Genomic DNA, 18,959 nt, shown 5'->3' on the forward strand with positions numbered 1-18,959 from the left:
GTGCGGATTTCTGTTTGGCGCTGAGTTGGCTCACATGAGCCAGCCAGTGGTGAAAGGCTTGAGTATCCATGATGGGCAGACCTCACGAGCGGATGCCTGCCATAAAGCTTAGTCCTTGCAACACAGCCTTGGGACATAGCCATAAAAAAAGGGCCTGCATCGCTGCAGGCCCTTTCTATTTGGTGCACTCAGGAGGATTCGAACCTCCGACCGCTCGGTTCGTAGCCGAGTACTCTATCCAGCTGAGCTATGAGTGCAAGTGGCGATTTTAAACCAGATCACCGCTGGCTGAAACAAAATGGCTTGCATCACTGCAAGCCATTTCGATTTGGTGCACTCAGGAGGATTCGAACCTCCGACCGCTCGGTTCGTAGCCGAGTACTCTATCCAGCTGAGCTATGAGTGCATTAAGCGTGCGCATTATAAGGACTGGCATCTGATTATCAAGCGTTTAAATCGAATAGTTTCAATAACTTATCGCTCTAACGCCAACCAACCTTACAACACTAAATATGGCGGAGAAGGGGGGATTCGAACCCCCGACACCCTTTTGAGGTGTACTCCCTTAGCAGGGGAGCGCCTTCGGCCACTCGGCCACCTCTCCGCAACACGGGGCGCATGATAACCATGTTTTCCCCGTTTGCAAAGCCAAAATTTCGATAAAAATTAGTGGCTTGGTTCTTCGCCTTTCTCTTTCTGGATGCGCTGGTAAATTTCCTCACGGTGCACGGCAACCTCCTTCGGCGCGTTAACGCCAATGCGCACCTGATTACCTTTAACGCCCAACACGGTGACAGTGACTTCGTCACCCACCATCAGGGTCTCTCCGACCCGGCGAGTCAGAATCAGCATTCCTTTCTCCTTACGGATAACAGTTCAGGACAGCAACAGTCTGCAAAAATAAAAGGGTGGCAGCCGCGCCAAACAACAGCCCAGCCTTCACCTGAGTATTGACCAGTGTAGGCAGAAAGAAAGCTCCCCACCCATGCCAACCAAAAAGGCGAAAGGCGCGGTATAAACCGCGCCTTTCGGATGATGCCTCAATCGCCCTGACGGGCCGGGGCATCCAGTTCGAAAGCAGTGTGCAGGGCGCGCACCGCCAACTCCAGATATTTCTCCTCAATCACCACCGAGACCTTGATTTCGGAAGTGGAGATCATCTGGATATTGATATTTTCCTTGGCCAGGGCTTCGAACATGCGGCTGGCGACCCCGGCATGGGAGCGCATGCCGACGCCGACAATGGAGACCTTGGCGATCTTGGTATCACCAATGACCTCACGAGCACCCAACTCGCGAGCGGTATTTTCCAACACGGCCAGGGCATTGTTGTAGTCGTTGCGGTGCACGGTGAAGGTGAAATCGGTGGTGTTATCGTGCGAGACATTTTGCACGATCATGTCCACTTCGATATTCGCGGCACTGATAGGGCCGAGGATCTTGAACGCCACGCCCGGGATGTCCGGTACGCCACGGATAGTCAGCTTGGCTTCGTCGCGATTGAAAGCGATGCCGGAGATGATCGGCTGTTCCATGGATTCCTCTTCATCAAGGGTAATGAGGGTGCCCGGCCCCTCTTGAAAGCTGTGCAATACGCGCAGCGGGACGTTGTACTTGCCGGCGAATTCCACCGAGCGAATTTGCAGCACCTTGGAACCCAGGCTGGCCATTTCCAGCATTTCTTCGAAGGTAATCTTCTCCAGGCGCTGAGCCTGGGACACTACACGCGGATCGGTGGTATAGACGCCATCCACATCAGTGTAGATCTGGCATTCATCGGCCTTCAGCGCCGCGGCCAGGGCTACGCCTGTGGTATCGGAGCCGCCACGGCCCAGGGTGGTGATATTGCCGTGCTCATCCACCCCCTGGAAACCGGCGACCACCACCACGCGACCGGCCTTGAGGTCGGCGCGCAGTTTCTGATCGTCGATTTGCAGAATGCGCGCCTTGTTGTGCGCACTGTCGGTGAGGATGCGCACCTGGTTACCGGTGTAGGACACCGCCGGCACACCGATCTTGATCAGCGCCATGGCCAACAGGGCAATGGTCACCTGCTCGCCGGTGGAAACCATCACGTCGAGTTCACGCGGTACCGGCTGATCATCGCTGACCTGTTTGGCCAGGTCGATCAGGCGATTGGTTTCACCGCTCATAGCGGACACCACGACCACAATGTCATCGCCGTTTTCGCGGAATTTCTTCACCTTCGCGGCCACCTGCTGGATACGCTCAACAGTGCCAACGGAGGTGCCGCCAAATTTCTGTACGATCAAAGCCATTTCAAAGCCGCCTCAGCCCGTGAAGGGCGCCCATTAAACATACAACTCGATGCACTGCCAAGGCCCGCCGGGCGTAATGCGGGCCCTGACCATCACGCCCAACTAGGTGGGTACTTACAGACCTTGTTCGGCGAACTGCTGCGCCAGCGCAAGAGCACCATCCAAGGCAGCGGCATCGGTGCCGCCGCCCTGGGCCATATCCGGGCGACCGCCGCCCTTGCCGCCCACGGCCGCAGCCGCTTGCTTCATCAGCTCGCCGGCCTTGAGCTTGGCGGTCAGGTTCTGGGTCACGCCGGCCACCAGCACGACCTTGTCGTCCTGCACGCCGCCGAGCAGTATCACCGCGCTGCCGAGCTTGTTCTTCAACTGGTCGACCATGGCCAGCAGCGCCTTGCCGTCCAGCCCATCCAGGCGCGCACTGAGCACCTTGATGCCTTTGACTTCGATGGCCGAGCCGGCCAGGTCATTGCCCGCCGCGCTGGCGGCCTTGGCCTTGAGCTGCTCCAGCTCTTTTTCCAGCTGTCGGTTGCGCTCCAGCACGCCGACCAGCTTGTCCAGCAGGTTGTCGCGGCTGCCCTTGACCAGCGCCGCAGCTTCTTTCAACTGCTCTTCCGCGCCATTCAGATAGGCGAGGGCCGCCGCTCCTGTGACTGCCTCGATACGCCGCACACCAGCCGCCACACCGCCTTCGCTGGTGATCTTGAACAGGCCGATATCGCCGGTACGGGAGACATGGGTACCACCGCACAGCTCGACGGAGAAATCGCCGCCCATGCTCAGCACCCGCACGTTGTCGCCGTATTTCTCGCCGAACAGCGCCATGGCGCCCTTGGCTTTGGCGGTTTCGATATCGGTTTCCAGGGTTTCAACCTGGCTGTTGCCACGCACTTCGCGGTTGACGATTTCCTCAATCGTCTTCAACTGCGACGGAGTAATCGCTTCAAAATGACTGAAGTCGAAGCGCAGGCGCTGACTGTCGACCAGCGAGCCTTTCTGCTGCACATGCTCGCCCAGCACCTGGCGCAAGGCCGCGTGCAGCAAGTGCGTGGCCGAGTGATTGAGTGCCGTGGCCTGACGCACGCTGGCATCCACTTCGGCCTTGACCGACGCACCGACGCTCAAGCCACCCTTGACCGCCACACCGTGATGGAGGAAGGCGCCGCCCACCTTGGTGGTGTCGCGCACATCGAAACGCACGCCGGCCGCTGACCCCGCGCCCCCCATAAGGAAACCGCAGTCGCCGACCTGACCACCGGATTCGGCGTAGAACGGCGTCTGATCGAGGACCACTACGCCCGCCTCGCCTTCTTGCAGGCTATCCACCGCCTGGCCATCGGCGAACAGGGCGACGACCTTGCCGCTGCCACTGGTACCCTGATAGCCGAGGAACTGGGTGTCACTGTCGACCTTGACCAGGCTGTTGTAGTCCATGCCGAACGAGCTGGCGGAGCGCGCACGCTCACGCTGGGCGGTCATTTCGCGCTCGAAACCTGTCTCGTCGAGGGTCAGGCCGCGCTCACGGGCGATATCGCCGGTCAGGTCGTAGGGGAAGCCGTAGGTGTCATACAGCTTGAACACCGTCTCGCCGGGAATCGTCTTGCCCTTGAGGCCGACCAGATCCTGCTCGAGTATTTTCAGGCCCTGCTCCAGGGTCTTGGCGAACTGCTCTTCTTCGGTCTTCAGCACGCGTTCGATATGCGCCTGCTGTTGCTTCAGTTCGGGGAAGGCTTCGCCCATCTCGGCCACCAGGGCGGCAACGATACGGTAGAAGAAGCTGCCCTTGGCGCCCAGCTTGTTACCGTGGCGGCAAGCGCGACGGATGATGCGGCGCAGCACATAGCCGCGGCCTTCGTTGGACGGAGTGACGCCATCGGCGATCAGGAAGCCGCAGGAGCGGATATGGTCGGCCACCACTTTCAGCGAAGCCTGAGCTTCGTTGGCGCAGCCAATGGCCTTGGCCGCGGCGTCCAGCAGGCTCTGGAACAGGTCGATCTCGTAGTTCGAGTTGACGTGTTGCAGCACCGCGCTGACGCGCTCCAGGCCCATGCCTGTGTCCACGCTCGGCGCCGGCAGCGGATGCATCACGCCGTCAGTCGTGCGGTTGAACTGCATAAAGACGTTGTTCCAGATCTCGATATAGCGGTCGCCGTCTTCCTCGGGCGAACCGGGCGGGCCGCCCCAGATGTGTTCGCCGTGATCGAAGAAGATTTCGGTGCAGGGGCCGCAGGGGCCGGTATCGCCCATCGCCCAGAAGTTATCCGAGGCGTATGGCGCACCCTTGTTGTCGCCGATGCGGATCATCCGCTCGGTGGGCACGCCGATTTCCTTGTTCCAGATGTCGTAGGCTTCGTCGTCGCTGGCGTAGACGGTGACCCAGAGTTTTTCCTTGGGCAGCTTCAGCCACTTGTCGCCGGTCAGAAATTCCCAGGCGTAGTGGATGGCGTCGCGCTTGAAGTAATCGCCGAAGCTGAAGTTGCCCAGCATCTCGAAGAAGGTGTGGTGGCGCGCGGTGTAACCGACGTTTTCCAGGTCGTTGTGCTTGCCGCCGGCACGCACGCACTTCTGGCTGGTGGTGGCGCGGCTGTAGGCACGCTTTTCCAGGCCGAGGAAGCAGTCCTTGAACTGGTTCATCCCGGCGTTGGTGAACAGCAGCGTCGGGTCGTTGCCCGGAATCAGGGAGCTGGAAGCGACACGGGTGTGCCCCTTCTCTTCGAAGAAGCTCAGGAAGGCTTCACGGATTTCTGCGCTTTTCATAGGATCATCCAGGGAAACAGGCGGCCACGGCAAAGCCGGCAAAGGGCCGCATTATATCGGGCCTGCAGCATCGGTACAGTGTGTTTGTTGAAGGAAGGCGGCCATCGGGCCGCTATATAGCCGCAAACAGGAGTAAAGCTGCGGCCTGACGCCCCGGATTAAAGAACAGGCTTCGCCCTGCCCGCCTTAACCTTAGGCGCGCGGAAAAGCGGCGAAGGCCTCGATCACCTTGGCAATGTCATCCGCTGCAACATCCAGGTGAGTAACCAGACGCAGACGCGGCGCCGTGCTTAGCTTGATCCCGCGCTCGGCGCAAAAGTTTTTAAGCGCGCCGGCCTGCTCGCCCAGCTGCACATAGACCATATTGGTCTGCACCGGCTCAACCCTATAATCCAGCTCACGCAAGCCAGCCGCCAGACGCTCGGCGTTGGCATGGTCCTCGGCCAGGCGCATCACCTGATGCTCCAGGGCATACAGACCGGCAGCCGCCAAGACGCCGGCCTGACGCATGCCGCCGCCGACCATCTTGCGCAGGCGCCGCGCCTTGGCGATCAGCTCATGACTGCCACAGAGTACCGAGCCCACAGGGGCGCCGAGGCCCTTGGACAGGCAGACCGAGACCGAATCGAAATGCTGGGTGATCGCGCGCGCCGGCACGCCCAGCTTGACCGCCGCGTTATACAGCCGCGCGCCATCCAGGTGCAGGGCCAGGCCGTGCTTGCTAGTTAGCGCGCGCGCCGCGGTCAGATAGCTCTGCGGCAACACCTTGCCCTGCATGGTGTTTTCCAGGGCCAACAGGCGGGTGCGGGCGAAGTGGAAGTCATCCTGCTTGATCGAGGCCTCGACCCTGGCCAAATCCAGCGAGCCATCGGCCTCGCCTTCGAGCGGCTGCGGCTGAATCGAACCGAGCACTGCGGCGCCGCCACCCTCGTATTTATAGGTATGCGCCTGCTGCCCGACTATATATTCGTCGCCCCGTTCGCAATGGGCCATCAGCCCGAGCAGGTTGCTCATGGTGCCGGTGGGCACAAACAGCGCGCTGGCAAAACCCAACTCGGCGGCCAGGTGCTGTTCCAGCCGGTTGACCGTGGGGTCTTCACCATACACGTCATCGCCCAGCTCGGCGGCCTGCATGGCCTCGCGCATGCCCGGGGTCGGCAAGGTCACTGTGTCGCTACGCAGGTCGATAACGGGCATGGGCGGCTGTCCTTAGAAAGAGGCGAAAACCCGATGCTAAAGCGCCTTAGATAAGGGAACAAGGTACAGCTAGAACTGTGTAGGTTGGGCTGAGCTAGGCGAAGCCCAACATAGGGCCATCGGCAGAAAACAATTGATCTGCCACGCGCAAGATCGTTGGGCTTCGCAGAGCTCAGCCCAACCTACGCGACCCAAGCCGCAGTGATCACCCGATCAGACCAGCTGCACATTCTCGGCCGGCACGACCAGGATGCCGGCGCGCAGGCCGTTCTTGACCTTGGGATTGGGGAAGATGATGCGCGCGCCGGGCTCGTCCACCACCCAGCGGGTGTCGGCCAGGTCTTCGGCCAGCAGGTAGCCGATAGGTAGTTCGCTGAAGTTCTCGATATCCGCCGGCAGGTGCAGGCGAAAAGCGTCGCTGTGCTTGATCACCTCCCGCGCCACGGCGAAGAGTTTCAGCTCGCCGAGATCAGCACTGGAGCCCTGCTCCTCGCGGCCTTCGATCAGGCACTGCAGGTGCTGTTCCAGACGATCCAGGTTGACCAGCTGGTTCTGCCCGAAGGGCCGCGCCTTGCCCAGCTCCAGGGTGAAGGCCTCGGCTCCCAGCTGCGAGTAGGTGTAGGCGCTGAAGGTGATCGAGCTCTTGTTGTGCAGCAGCACCGCCTCGATACCGGCGGCGTTCAACCGGGCCAGCTCGCGCTGGCTGCGCGGGCGGCCTTCCTGGAAGGGGTAGAGGGCGAACTGCTCGATCTTCGAGCCGCGAATGGCGGTATGCAGGTCGTAATGCAGGCGGGTGCGATCCGGTTTATTGAAGAAGGTCGCCGCCAGATGTTCCAGGTCACAGGCCCGCAGCGCTTCGGTGCCGGTATGCTGATCGTGCCGGCCATTGAACAGGCGGTTGATGTCCTGTTCCAGGTAGCGCTCACCGCGGCGCATGGCCTCGGGGTTGCCGAACAGAAAGAGAATGCGTGCCCGCGGTTTCAGCTCGTTGCGGGCGATGCCGCGCAGCAGGCGGTCGAGCAATTCGATGGGGGCGGTTTCATTGCCATGGATACCGGCCGAGAGCAGCAGGTCCTGGCCATTGTCGCTGGCCGCCGGCGGCGTCACTTCCAACGCCCCTTCGGCCAGCCAACGCAGACGCGTGCCCTCGGGGGTCAGCTGAATCTTCGCTGCCGGTTCAAAGCCAGCCAGGGTCAGTTCGAGCAGTTTACCGAGGGCGAGCATAGCTATTACCTCACTCGTGGTTGCAGTCTGGGCCGTGCACGTGGTCGTCATCGCCCAGTTCGGCCGGTTCCATTTCCAGCTCCAGGCTGACCAGGTTGGTGGCCAGCGGACGCAGCAACAGGTTGGCGAATTCGGCAGCGCCTTCCTCCACGTCCACGCCGATCATCAACTGATTATTGCCAACCTGCTGGAACCAGATTTCCTGGCCCTGCCAGACCACGGCAAAACGCGTGCAGGAGGTTTCCAGCTGGGTGCCATCGGTATCTTCGAGGATCAGTTGCAGGGCGTCGGACATTATTTAAAGCTCCAAGCTATAAGCCACAAGCTGCAAGTTTAGAGCGACAAGCTTTTACTTGAAACTTGCCGCTTGCCGCTTATGTCAATTGAAAAGGATAAACCGCGCCCAGTTTAAGGATCTGCGTCAGTTCGTCCAATGCCGCGCGGCATTCATTGAGCAATTGTGGGTCAGCCAGGTCGTTTTCGCTCAGGCGATCGCGGTAGTGCTTGTCGACCCAGACATTCAGCGTGTCGTGCAGCGTCGGGGTCATGATCACACCCTGATTGACCGCCGCCAGCTCGTGTTCCTTGAGCGCCACGCGCAGGCGCAGACAGGCCGGGCCACCGCCGTTCTGCATGCTCTGCTTGAGGTCGAAGACCTGCACTTCGCGGATCGGGCCGTTGCCCGCGGTGAGTTGCTGCAGGTAGTTCCACACATTGCCGTTGTTGCGGCACTCCTCGGGCACTATCAGCAGCATGCCGCCATCGCCGCGGGTCAGCAGTTGGCTGTTGAACAGGTAGGACTTGACCGCATCCTCCACGGTGACCGCTTCGCGCGGCACGCACACGGCCTGGAAGTTGCCGCCACGACGGGCGAGTTTCTCGCTCAATTCGGCCAGCACCTTGTCGGTATCGAGGAAGGCGTCCTGGTGATAGAACAGCACCTCGCCGTTGCCCACGGCTATCACATCGTTGTGGAACACGCCCTGGTCGATCACCTCCGGGGTTTGCTGGGCGTAGACCACGCCCTCCTCGCTCAAGCCATGCAGGCGCGCGACGGCCTGCGAGGCTTCCAGGGTCTGCCGCGCCGGGTAACGCCCAGGCTGCGGGAAGCGGCTGTCGAAGGCGCTACGACCGAACACGAAGAACTCCACCCCGGCATCGCCATAGCCCTTGCAGAAACGGGTGTGGTTGGCCGCGCCTTCGTCACCGAACTGGCCGACCGCCGGCAGCGCCGCGTGGTGGGCGAAGTGCTGGTCGTTGGCGAACATGGCGCCCAGCACGCGGCTGGTGGTCGGGTGTTCGAGGGAGCGGTGGAACTTGCAATTGAGGTTGGCGGCGGTGAAATGCACGCGTCCATCGGCCGTGTCGGCGCTGGGGCTGACGGTGCAGGCGTTGGCCGTCCACATGCTGGAGGCCGAGCAGCTGGCGACCAGCAGCGGCATGGCGTCCTTCGCCGCCTTCTGGATCACTTGGGCATCAGTGCCGGTAAAGCCCAGGCTGCGCAGCACGGCGACGTTGGGACGCTCTTGCGGGGCCAACACGCCCTGCTTGAAGCCCATCTCCATCAGCGCCTTCATCTTGGCCAGGCCTTGCTTAGCCGCTTCCTTCGGATTGGAGTTCGCCTGGCTGTTGCTCTGCGAGGCGACGTTGCCGTAGGACAGACCGCCGTAGTTGTGAGTCGGCCCGACCAGACCGTCAAAATTCACTTCAAATGCATTGTTCACAGGCTTACTCCGGGAGTCAGGGTTGCAGGCAGGCTCAGGCTGTCGGATTCCAGCGAGGCCACCGGATAGGCGCAATAATCCGCCGCGTAGTAGGCACTGGCGCGGTGGTTACCGGACGCGCCCACGCCGCCGAAGGGGGCTGTACTGGCGGCGCCGGTCAGCTGTTTGTTCCAGTTGACTATACCGGCGCGGCTTTTCAGCCAGAACTCGTCATAGCGCGCCTTGGAGTCCGACAACAGGCCGGCGGCCAGGCCGTACTGGGTGTTGTTGGCCTCGGCGATGGCCGCGTCGAAATCGGCGTAGCGGATCACCTGCAGCAGCGGGCCGAAGAACTCTTCGTCCGGGCGATTGGCCACTTCGGTCACGTCGATGATGCCCGGGGTCAGCAAGGCGGCGCCTGGCAGCGGCTGGGTCATTGCCAGCAGCGCCTTGGCTCCGTGCATCAGCAGCTGCTGCTGCGCCTTGATCAGGTGTTCGGCGGCGCCCAGGGAAATCACCGAGCCCATAAAGGGCGCGGGTTGCGCATCGAAAGCACCGACCTTGATGCTCGCCGCCACCGCCACTAGGCGCGCCAGCAGGGCATCGCCCCAGGCGCCCTGGGGCACCAGCAGGCGGCGCGCACAGGTGCAGCGCTGCCCGGCACTGATAAAGGCCGACTGCACGATGCAGTAGACCGCCGCATCGATATCTTGCAGCTGATCCACCACCAGCGGATTGTTGCCGCCCATTTCCAGGGCGAGGATTTTCTCCGGACGCCCGGCAAACTGGTTATGCAGCAGGTTGCCGGTGCGGCTGGAGCCGGTAAAGAACAGGCCGTCGATGCCCGGATTGCCGGCCAGGGCCACGCCGGTGTCGCGCGCGCCCTGCACCAGGTTGAGCACGCCTGCCGGCAAACCCGCTTCGATCCAGCACTTGACCGTCAGTTCGGCGACTTTCGGGGTCAGCTCGCTGGGCTTGAACACCACGCAGTTACCCGCCAGCAGCGCCGGCACTATATGGCCGTTGGGCAGGTGGCCGGGAAAGTTGTAGGGGCCGAACACCGCCACCACGCCATGCGGCTTGTGTCGCAGCACGGCGCTGGCATCGGCCAGCGGACCACTCTTCTCGCCGGTACGCTCGCGGTAGCTCTGCACCGAGATGGCCACCTTGTTGATCATGCTGGTGACTTCGGTGGCGGTTTCCCACAGCGGCTTGCCGGTTTCCTCGCCGATGCAATGGCCCAGGGCCTCGGCATGGCTCTTCAGGGCCGCGGCGAACTGCTCGAGCACGGCGATGCGCTCATCCAGCGAGCGCGAGGCCCAGGCCGGAAAGGCGCCGCGGGCGGCCTGCACGGCGGCCTCAACCTGCGCGGAGGTAGCCGCACGACCTTGCCAGATAACGTCCTGGCTAACCGGATTGAGGGATTCCAGGGTTTCGCCCTGGCCCGCGTGCCAACTACCTGCGATGTAATGAGTGCTCATGTTGTTCTATCACTCCCAGCAAAATATGTGCCCGGGCGCCGGGGGCGCCATGCGAGCGAGCGGCGCAGCTCGGCTGCGCCGGGCGGTGAACATCAGCCGCGGGCCGAAACCGGCACCGCACGCACCTGATCGCCCGCCGACAATTGCAGGCGCTTGGCGGTCTGTGCATCCACCACCAGGCTGCCGGCGGCCAGACGCGCCGGTGCGGCGGTGATACGGCAGCCTTCGCGCTTGCGGTTGTGCATCAGGTAGGAGGTGGCGTCATCGCCGGGCGTGCCGATCGCCAGGATCAACGTCTGGCTGTCACGCACCGCGCGGATCTTCGCGGTTTCCGCCTCGATGGCCGGGCCGGCGTCGAAGATGTCGACATAGCCCTGGTAGCTGAAGCCTTCGCCCTTGAGCATGGCCAGCGCCGGCTCGGTGTCCGGGTGGACACGGCCGATGATGTTGCGTGCATCCTCGGAGAGAAAGCAGGTGTAGAGCGGGAACTTGGGCATCAGCTCGGCGATAAAGGCCTTGTTGCCCACCCCGGTGAGGTAGTCGGCCTGGCTGAACTCCATCTTGAAGAAGTGCCGGCCCAGGCTTTCCCAGAACGGCGAACGGCCATTCTCGTCGGACATGCCGCGCATCTCGGCTATCACCTTGTCGCCGAACAGCTCGCGGAACTCGGCGATAAACAGGAAGCGCGCCTTGGACAGCAGGCGGCCATTGACCCCGGTACGCTGGTCGCTGCGCAGGAACAGCGAGCACAGCTCAGAGTTGCCGGTCAGGTCATTGGCCAGAAACAGCGTGGGGATCTGCCGGTGGATCTGCAGTTCCTGAGACGCGCTGACGGTCAAGCCGACCCGGTAGTTGTACCAGGGCTCGCGCAGGCCAACGGCGCCGGCCACGGCCGAGATGCCGACCACCTCGCCATGGTCGTCTTCGAGCACGAACAGGTAATCGGCGTCCGCACGCGCGGCCTCACCGCGGAAGGTTTTTTCCGCCCAGGCCACCCGGTGCGCCAGGCGCTCCTGATTAGCCGGCAGAGTGGTCAGGCCTGCGCCAGTGCTGCGCGCCAGGTCGAACAAGGCCGGAAGATCGGCGCTGCATACGGGACGAACGATCATACTGCCTCCTTAAACCGCAACCAGGCGTACGCTGACGCCTTCGCCGACGCCCAAGGCCTCGGCGGCTGCAAAACTCAGGGTGACCGGCTTACCCGGCACCCAATCCAGGTCCGCGACTATGGCGCGGAAATCCTGCAGCTGGCCGTTGCTCACCAGGTAGGGACGACCGCCCTTGACCGGCTCGCCGATGCGCACCGGCACCACGCGGCTCTGGGCAATCGAGCGAATGCCCGAGGTGCGCGCATGCAGGGTCGGGCCGCCATCGAAGATGTCGATGTAATGATCGGTTTCGAAGCCTTCGCGCATCAGGATGTCGAAGCTGATCTGCGCTCGCGGATGCACCTGGCCCATGGCTTCCTGGGCGGCGTCCGGCAGCAGCGGCACGTAGATCGGGTAATGCGGCATCAGCTCGGCGAGGAAGGTGCGGCTCTTCAACCCACACAGGCGCTCGGCCTCGCTGTAGTTCATGTCGAAGAAGTTGCGCCCCACCGCATCCCAGAACGGCGAGTCGCCAGCCTCATCACTCTGGCCGACTATCTCCACCACCAGGGCATCGGCAAAACGCTCCGGGTGACTGGCCAGAAACAGCAGGCGCGAGCGCGAGTTCAGCTCGGACCAGGAGGTGTTCACCAGCGGCCGCTCGACATAGAAGCTGGTCAGCAGGCTGTTGCCGGTGAGGTCGTGGCACAGCGAGAGCACGTGGATCTTGTTATGGATCTTCAGCTCGCGGGAGTTGTGCACGAAGGTTTCGTTACGAAAGCTGTAGAAGGGCTCGGAGTAGCCGGCCGAAGCCACTATGCCGGAGCAGCCGACCAGGCGGCCGCTTTCCGTGTCTTCGAGGACGAAGAAGTAGCTCTCCTCGCCGTTGAAACTGACTTCGGCGGAGAACGAAGACTCCGACGCCGCGATCTTTTCGCGCAGACGATCGGCATCGTCCGGCAGTGAAGTCACACCAACCGGGCTATCCGCGGCGAGACGCTGCACTTCAGTGAGGTCGGCCATTTGCGCGGGGCGCATCACCAGCATGGTGTCACTCCTTTTGATAAAAACTCCAAGCCGCTCGAGCGAGCCGCTTAGAGAAAGCCGCGACCCAGGGCCGCAGCACACACAGAGACAGTCATCCCTAAAGTTGACTCAACCCCTCCATGGGTCGAGCACGCGCCGCCGCGGGCGAGCGCCAAGGCTCATCCGCGCCGGCCGACTCAGGCTTGAGTCAGCTTGGCCACGGCCCGCTCGAAGCGCGCCAGACCTTCATCGATATCGGCGTCTTCCACCACCAGGCTCGGGGCGAAACGCACCACGTCCGGGCTGGCTTGCAGCACCATCACGCCTTCCACCGCCGCGGCATCGAGAATCGCCTTGGCCTTGCCTTTCCAGGCATCGCTGAGCACCGCGCCGATCAGCAGACCGAGGCCGCGTACTTCAGTGAATACGCCGTACTGCTCGCCGATCTGGGTAAGCTTGGTCTTGAAGCGCTGGTGCTTGGCCCTGACGCCCGCCAGCACCTCCGGGGTGTTGATGGTGTCGATCACCGCCTCGGCCACCGCGCAGGCCAGCGGGTTGCCGCCGTAGGTGGTGCCGTGGGTGCCGACCGCCAGGTGCTTGGCCAGCTCCTCGGTGGTGAGCATGGCGCCGATCGGGAAACCGCCGCCCAGGCTCTTGGCGCTGGAGAGGATGTCCGGGGTCACGCCGTAATGCTGGTAGGCGAACAGCGCACCGCTGCGGCCCATGCCGGTCTGCACTTCGTCGAACACCAGCAGCGCGTTGTGCTGGTCGCACAGCTCGCGGGCCGCTTGCAGGTAGGCCAGGTCGGCCGGCAGCACGCCGCCCTCGCCCTGGATCGGCTCCAGTACCACGGCGCAGGTCTTGTCGGATACGGCCGCCTTCAGCGCCTCGATATCGTTGTAGGGGACATGGCTGATGCCCTGGATCTTCGGCCCGAAACCGTCGGAATACTTCGGCTGGCCGCCGACGCTGACGGTGAACAGGGTGCGACCGTGGAAGCTGTTGGTGGTCGCGATGATTTCGCACTTGTCGGCGCCAAACTTATCGAAGGCCACGCGGCGGGCCAGCTTGAACGCGGCCTCGTTGGCTTCGGCGCCGGAGTTGCAGAAGAACACCCGGTCGGCGAAGGTGGCGTCCACCAGTTTCTTGGCCAGGCGCAGGGCCGGCTCGTTGGTGAACACATTGGAAATGTGCCACAGGCTATTGGCCTGCTCGGTCAATGCCGCCACCAGGGCCGGATGGCAATGGCCCAGGGCATTCACGGCGATGCCGCCGGAGAAATCGATCAGCTCTCGACCACTCTGATCCCAGACTCGCGAGCCCTGACCACGCACCGGAACGAAGGCGGCGGGGGCATAGTTGGGAACCATCACCTGGTCGAAATCGGCGCGTTGCACCGGGTCGTGCTGAACGGACATCTGAGCTCTCCTGACAAGGAACACCTGCATTGAGTGGCAGGCGATGTGAAGGATTGTAGGGACTGATTCGAGACTGGCATTGCCGCCATGCGACAACTTCTTATAGCGCCAACCCGAGGAAATCCGCTGCTTTCGCAAATGCGACAGAAAGCATCGGGAAGGCGCAGTTTAAATGCAGCCAGCCGCCTTGGCGCGGATTAATCAGCCGCCCGGAAAAGGATTTCTAAGAACTTGTTTACGATCTGCTGCGCGTCGGCCATCCGGCGTTAAAAACAGTCTCGGAATGCTCATGTACAACTCGTACACTGCGCTTCCTCGGCTGTTTTTGCCTTGTCTGGCTCTAGCTCGCGAGTTCCTAAACAGCTTCTATGCGGGTAGCGGCAGCACAGTCGGCACCGGCGGACTGCTGAGCGAGAGGAACTCGATCAACTCGCTCTTCTGCGCCATGGCGTCCTGATAGCCCAGTTCGATCAGCTCGTTGCAGTAGCCCGGCTCGAACAACAGATAGCTGAGTACTCCCGCGCCACCGGCCCGGGTCGCGCCCGGCCCGCGCAGGAACAGGCGCAAGGTTTTCGGCAGCTCGTGGCGATGCCGCCCGGCTATCACATCCAGCGGCCGGCTCGGCGAAATCACCAGCACGTCCACCGGCTTGAGGCCCGAGCCACGGGGATGCAACTCAGGCGGAATCAGACGACCCATCTGGTTGAGGCGCTCGAGCAGCTCGATATCGCTTTCCAGGCTGTCGATAAAGGTGCTGTTGAGCATATGCCCGCTGATCTGCGCCAGGCTCGGCGGACGGCTCTGCAGCGGCCGCACCACCGGGATATTGGCCTGCGACCCCAGCGGGTTGCCGCTGACGCCCACCACCAGCACCCGCGTCGCGCCCAGGTGCAGCGCCGGGCTGATCGGCGCGGACTGACGCACGGCGCCATCGCCGAAGTATTCGCGATTGATCTTCACCGGCGGGAAAATCAGCGGAATCGAAGCGCTGGCCAGCAGGTGTTCGAGGGCCAGACGGGTGGGTACGCCGACGCGGCGATGGCGGAACCAGGGATCGATGGTGGCGCGGCCCTGATAGAAGGTCACCGCCTGGCCGCTTGCATAGCCGAAGGCGGTCACCGCTACCGCACGCAGCTGACGATGACGCACCGCGGCGGCTATGCCGCTGAAATCCAGCTCACGCCCCAGCAATTGGCCCAAGGGCGAACTGTCCAGCAGCGCCACCGGTATCTCACCACCCAGCCCCAGCAGGCTATGGCCGATAAAGCGGCTGGCCTGGCGCAGCACCCCAGGCCAATCGCTGCGGTACACCTGATGGGTATGAAAGCCCTGCCAGACGCTGGTCAGGCGGCGCACCGCCTCGGTGAAGTGCAAGGCGCCGCAGGCCAGGCCGACCGCATTGATGGCCCCGGCCGAGGTGCCCACTATCACCGGAAAAGGATTGTGCGCGGCATTGGGCAGCAGATCGGCGATAGCCGCCAGCACCCCCACTTGATAAGCCGCCCGCGCGCCGCCGCCCGAAAGAATCAGCCCGGTCACCGGCTGGCTGGGGGGGACGAACTGCGGCATAGGCTTATCCCGAGGTTTATTGCCAGTATAGGAGGGCCCCAGGGCAGAGGAAACGCAGCCCGCACAGATCGGCTAACGGCCCAGCCCCAGGAGCCAAGCCAGCGCAAAGGCCTAACCCGTACGTTTTTTGTACAGCTTGGCCTCACCCGGCGGCCGGGTCTTGAAACGCCGGTGCGCCCACAGGTACTGCTCGGGACAAGCCCTGATCGCCTGCTCGATCCACTGGTTGACCCGCAGGCAGTCGGTCTCCTCGCTGTCGCCGGGGAAGTCGGCCAGCGGTGGGTGAATGGTCAAACGGTAGCCCTGGGCACCGGGCAAACGCTGCTGGGTAAAGGGGATCACCTGGGCGCGGCCCATGCGGGCGAACTTGCTGGTGGCGGTGACGGTGGCCGCCGGCACCCCGAACAGGGGCACGAAGACGCTGCGCTGGGCGCCGTAATCCTGGTCCGGCGCATACCAGACCACCCCGCCGCCACGCAGCAACTTGAGCATGCCGCGCACATCATCGCGGCCGATCACCCCGAGCAGGCGCTGCTCGCGGCCACGGCGCTGCATATAGTCGAACAGCGGATTCTTGTGCGGACGGTACATGCCGTACATGTCCTGGGCCATGCCGAGCAGGCCGCCGCCCATCTCCAGGGTGGTGAAGTGCAAGGCCATCAGGATCACGCCCTGGCCCTCGGCCTCGGCCTGACGCAGGTGTTCCAGGCCCTCGATGCTGCCCAGGCGGCGCAGGCGCTCGGCCGGCCACCACCAGGCGATGGCCATCTCGAAGAAGGTGATGCCGGTGGAGGCGAAGTTTTCCTTGAGCAAGGCCTTGCGCTCGGCAACCGGCATCTGCGGGAAACACAGCTGCAGGTTACGCGCGGCTATCTTGCGCCGCGAACTGGCCAGGCGGTACATCAGCGCCCCCAGGCCGCGCCCCAGCAACAGCAGCACGCGGTAGGGCAACTGGGCGACCAGCCACAACAGGCCCAAGCCCAGCCATAACAGCCAGTAATGTGGATGCAGGAAGGCGGCGCGAAAGACAGGACGATCCATAAACAGGCCCGGGCAGATCATAAGGCGCGGCATTCTATCAGGAGTTTGCCGCAGGCTTGCCCGGCGGACGCTTTCACCGGCAGCCAACTTGCGAGTGCGCGGCGTTCTCGCTATAAGTCCGGGCTACTTCTATACAGCCGCTATAAGGCCGCCCCAGGCAGACCATGAGCCAAGCCGATCTCCTCGAGCAAGACCCCGTATTCCAGCTGAAAGGCAGCATGCTGGCCATCACCGTGATGGAGCTGGCGCATAACGACCTCGCCCGCCTCGACCAGCAACTGACCGAGAAGGTCGCCCAGGCGCCGAACTTCTTCAGCAATACCCCGCTGGTATTGGCCCTGGACAAGCTGCCGGACGGCGAAGGCACCCTAGATCTCGTCGAACTGATGGCCGTATGTCGCAAACATGGCCTGCGCACCTTGGCGGTGCGTGCCAACCGCGAAGCCGATATCGCCGCCGCCGAGGCCCTGGACCTGCCGGTGCTACCGCCTTCCGGGGCGCGCGAACGGCTGATCGAACCGGCGCCGAAAGCGCCGGAAAAGCCCGCCGAACCCGAGCTCAAGCCCAGCAAAATAGTCACCACCCCGGTGCGCGGCGGCCAGCAGGTGTATGCCCAGGGCGGCGATCTGATCGTCCTGGCCCCGGTCAGCGCCGGCGCGGAACTTCTCGCCGATGGCAATATCCATGTCTACGCGCCCATGCGCGGCCGCGCCCTGGCCGGAATCAAGGGCAATCTCAAGGCGCGGATCTTCTGCCAGCAAATGGGCGCCGAACTGCTGTCCATCGCCGGCCAGTACAAAGTCGCCGAAGACTTGCGCCGCGACCCATTATGGGGCGAGGCGGTACATGTCAGCCTGTCGGGTGACGTGTTGAACATCACCCGCCTTTAACGGATACTGCCGGCACTTTTCAGGGACACAAACAGGGCATCCGGAAGCCTTATACAGGCCATGGAAACCTGCATTTTTATACATTTTGGGGTGAATCACCTTGGCCAAGATCCTCGTAGTTACATCCGGCAAGGGTGGCGTCGGTAAAACCACCACCAGCGCTGCCATAGGTACCGGCCTCGCCCTGCGCGGGCATAAGACTGTCATAGTCGATTTCGACGTCGGCCTGCGCAACCTCGACCTGATCATGGGCTGCGAGCGCCGCGTGGTGTATGACTTCGTCAACGTGGTCAACGGCGAAGCGACCCTGTCCCAGGCGCTGATCAAAGACAAGCGCCTGGAAAACCTCTACGTGCTGGCCGCCAGTCAGACCCGTGACAAAGACGCGCTGACCCAGGAAGGCGTGGAAAAGATCATCAACGAACTGCGCGAAAGCTTCGAATACGTGGTCTGCGACTCGCCGGCCGGTATCGAAAAAGGCGCGCACCTGGCCATGTACTTCGCCGATGAGGCGATTGTCGTGACCAACCCGGAGGTCTCCTCGGTACGCGACTCCGACCGCATGCTCGGCCTCTTGGCGAGCAAATCGCGGCGCGCCGAGAAAGGCGAAGAGCCGATCAAGGAACACCTGCTGCTGACCCGCTACAACCCCGAGCGCGTGACCCGCGGCGAAATGCTCGGCGTGGAAGACGTCGAGGAAATCCTCGCCATCCGCCTGCTCGGCGTGATTCCGGAGTCGCAAGCGGTACTCAAAGCCTCCAACCAGGGCGTCCCGGTGATACTCGACGACCAGAGCGACGCCGGCCAGGCGTACAGCGATGCCGTCGACCGCCTGCTCGGCAAGGAAGTGGCCCACCGCTTCCTCGACGTGCAGAAGAAAGGACTGATGCAACGCCTGTTTGGAGCGCGCTAATGAATATTTTCGACTTCTTTCGTGAACGCAAGAAGGAAAGCACCGCGTCCATCGCGAAAGAGCGTCTGCAGATCATCGTCGCCCACGAGCGCGGCCAGCGCAGCCAGCCGGACTACCTGCCGGCCCTGCAGCAAGAACTGGTCGAGGTGATTCGCAAGTACGTCAATATCGATTCGGACCAGGTGCAAGTCGCCCTGGAAAACCAGGGCAGCTGCTCTATTTTGGAGCTTAATATCACCCTGCCGGATCGCTGAAAGCATTCGCTCCCGTAGGAGCCAGCTTGCTGGCGATCCGAACTGATCGCCAGCAAGCTGGCTCCTACAACGACCCCTTGTACAGAATCGGCGACCTCGGTCGCCGATTGCGTTTCCCGGAA

General features: G+C 62.7%; 16 protein-coding genes and 3 tRNA genes. 3 read left to right on the forward strand and 16 right to left on the reverse strand.

The features are described from left to right. Window positions 1-180 precede the first annotated feature (180 nt). From Q8Q83_RS07845 to Q8Q83_RS07920, 16 genes are all read right to left on the reverse strand, one after another. A tRNA-Arg gene (locus tag Q8Q83_RS07845) sits at window positions 181-257 on the reverse strand. Between the two features lie 72 nt (window positions 258-329). Continuing rightward, window positions 330-406: transfer RNA gene (locus Q8Q83_RS07850), tRNA-Arg, on the reverse strand. A 107-nt stretch (window positions 407-513) separates the two neighbouring features. After that, a tRNA-Ser gene (locus Q8Q83_RS07855) sits at window positions 514-604 on the reverse strand. A 62-nt stretch (window positions 605-666) separates the two neighbouring features. Further along, window positions 667-852: a carbon storage regulator CsrA gene (gene csrA, locus Q8Q83_RS07860; RefSeq protein WP_025165378.1), complete on the reverse strand. Its 186-nt coding sequence runs from the start codon at window positions 850-852 to the stop codon at window positions 667-669. 188 nt (window positions 853-1,040) lie between these two features. Further along, window positions 1,041-2,279 (reverse strand): aspartate kinase, encoded by a 1,239-nt coding sequence (locus tag Q8Q83_RS07865; RefSeq protein ID WP_305622622.1) that lies wholly within the window; start codon window positions 2,277-2,279, stop codon window positions 1,041-1,043. 114 nt (window positions 2,280-2,393) lie between these two features. Next, entirely contained in the window at window positions 2,394-5,033 is a 2,640-nt protein-coding gene (gene alaS / locus Q8Q83_RS07870; protein WP_305622624.1) for an alanine--tRNA ligase, read from the reverse strand. A 192-nt stretch (window positions 5,034-5,225) separates the two neighbouring features. Beyond that, on the reverse strand, window positions 5,226-6,230 hold the full coding sequence (ltaE, locus tag Q8Q83_RS07875) for a low-specificity L-threonine aldolase (RefSeq protein ID WP_305622626.1): 1,005 nt from the start codon (window positions 6,228-6,230) through the stop codon (window positions 5,226-5,228). Window positions 6,231-6,443: 213 nt separating this feature from the next. Further along, entirely contained in the window at window positions 6,444-7,454 is a 1,011-nt protein-coding gene (gene astE / locus Q8Q83_RS07880) for a succinylglutamate desuccinylase (RefSeq protein WP_305622628.1), read from the reverse strand. Between the two features lie 10 nt (window positions 7,455-7,464). Continuing rightward, complete coding sequence (locus Q8Q83_RS07885) at window positions 7,465-7,749, reverse strand: topoisomerase II (protein ID WP_305622630.1); 285 nt, start codon at window positions 7,747-7,749, stop codon at window positions 7,465-7,467. Window positions 7,750-7,828: 79 nt separating this feature from the next. Beyond that, the gene (gene astB / locus Q8Q83_RS07890; protein WP_305622632.1) at window positions 7,829-9,178 is read right to left on the reverse strand and encodes an N-succinylarginine dihydrolase; all 1,350 of its coding nucleotides are present in this window, start codon (window positions 9,176-9,178) and stop codon (window positions 7,829-7,831) included. Then, complete coding sequence (astD, locus tag Q8Q83_RS07895) at window positions 9,175-10,638, reverse strand: succinylglutamate-semialdehyde dehydrogenase (RefSeq protein WP_305622634.1); 1,464 nt, start codon at window positions 10,636-10,638, stop codon at window positions 9,175-9,177. The genes astB and astD overlap by 4 nt, the downstream gene beginning before the upstream one ends. Window positions 10,639-10,730: 92 nt before the next feature. After that, entirely contained in the window at window positions 10,731-11,747 is a 1,017-nt protein-coding gene (gene astA, locus Q8Q83_RS07900; RefSeq protein ID WP_305622636.1) for an arginine N-succinyltransferase, read from the reverse strand. A 9-nt stretch (window positions 11,748-11,756) separates the two neighbouring features. After that, a complete protein-coding gene (aruF, locus tag Q8Q83_RS07905; protein ID WP_305622638.1) occupies window positions 11,757-12,773 on the reverse strand; it encodes an arginine/ornithine succinyltransferase subunit alpha in 1,017 nt (338 codons plus the stop codon). A 176-nt stretch (window positions 12,774-12,949) separates the two neighbouring features. Further along, window positions 12,950-14,170 (reverse strand): aspartate aminotransferase family protein, encoded by a 1,221-nt coding sequence (locus Q8Q83_RS07910; protein WP_305622639.1) that lies wholly within the window; start codon window positions 14,168-14,170, stop codon window positions 12,950-12,952. Window positions 14,171-14,536: 366 nt separating this feature from the next. After that, the gene (locus Q8Q83_RS07915; RefSeq protein ID WP_305622641.1) at window positions 14,537-15,739 is read right to left on the reverse strand and encodes a patatin-like phospholipase family protein; all 1,203 of its coding nucleotides are present in this window, start codon (window positions 15,737-15,739) and stop codon (window positions 14,537-14,539) included. 111 nt (window positions 15,740-15,850) lie between these two features. Next, on the reverse strand, window positions 15,851-16,780 hold the full coding sequence (locus Q8Q83_RS07920) for a lipid A biosynthesis lauroyl acyltransferase (RefSeq protein WP_305622643.1): 930 nt from the start codon (window positions 16,778-16,780) through the stop codon (window positions 15,851-15,853). Between the two features lie 164 nt (window positions 16,781-16,944). On the opposite strand from Q8Q83_RS07920, the gene minC reads away from it, so the two are divergent. The 3 genes from minC (at window position 16,945) to minE (ending at window position 18,837) form a co-directional block, all read left to right on the forward strand. Then, window positions 16,945-17,670: a septum site-determining protein MinC gene (gene minC / locus Q8Q83_RS07925; RefSeq protein WP_305622644.1), complete on the forward strand. Its 726-nt coding sequence runs from the start codon at window positions 16,945-16,947 to the stop codon at window positions 17,668-17,670. Between the two features lie 100 nt (window positions 17,671-17,770). Next, complete coding sequence (minD, locus tag Q8Q83_RS07930; protein ID WP_305622645.1) at window positions 17,771-18,583, forward strand: septum site-determining protein MinD; 813 nt, start codon at window positions 17,771-17,773, stop codon at window positions 18,581-18,583. Next, window positions 18,583-18,837 (forward strand): cell division topological specificity factor MinE, encoded by a 255-nt coding sequence (gene minE / locus Q8Q83_RS07935; RefSeq protein WP_090447406.1) that lies wholly within the window; start codon window positions 18,583-18,585, stop codon window positions 18,835-18,837. Before minD ends, minE begins: the two co-directional genes overlap by 1 nt. Window positions 18,838-18,959: the final 122 nt, after the last annotated feature.

The sequence above is a fragment of the Pseudomonas sp. genome (assembly GCF_030696055.1).
Lineage (GTDB): Bacteria > Pseudomonadota > Gammaproteobacteria > Pseudomonadales > Pseudomonadaceae > Aquipseudomonas.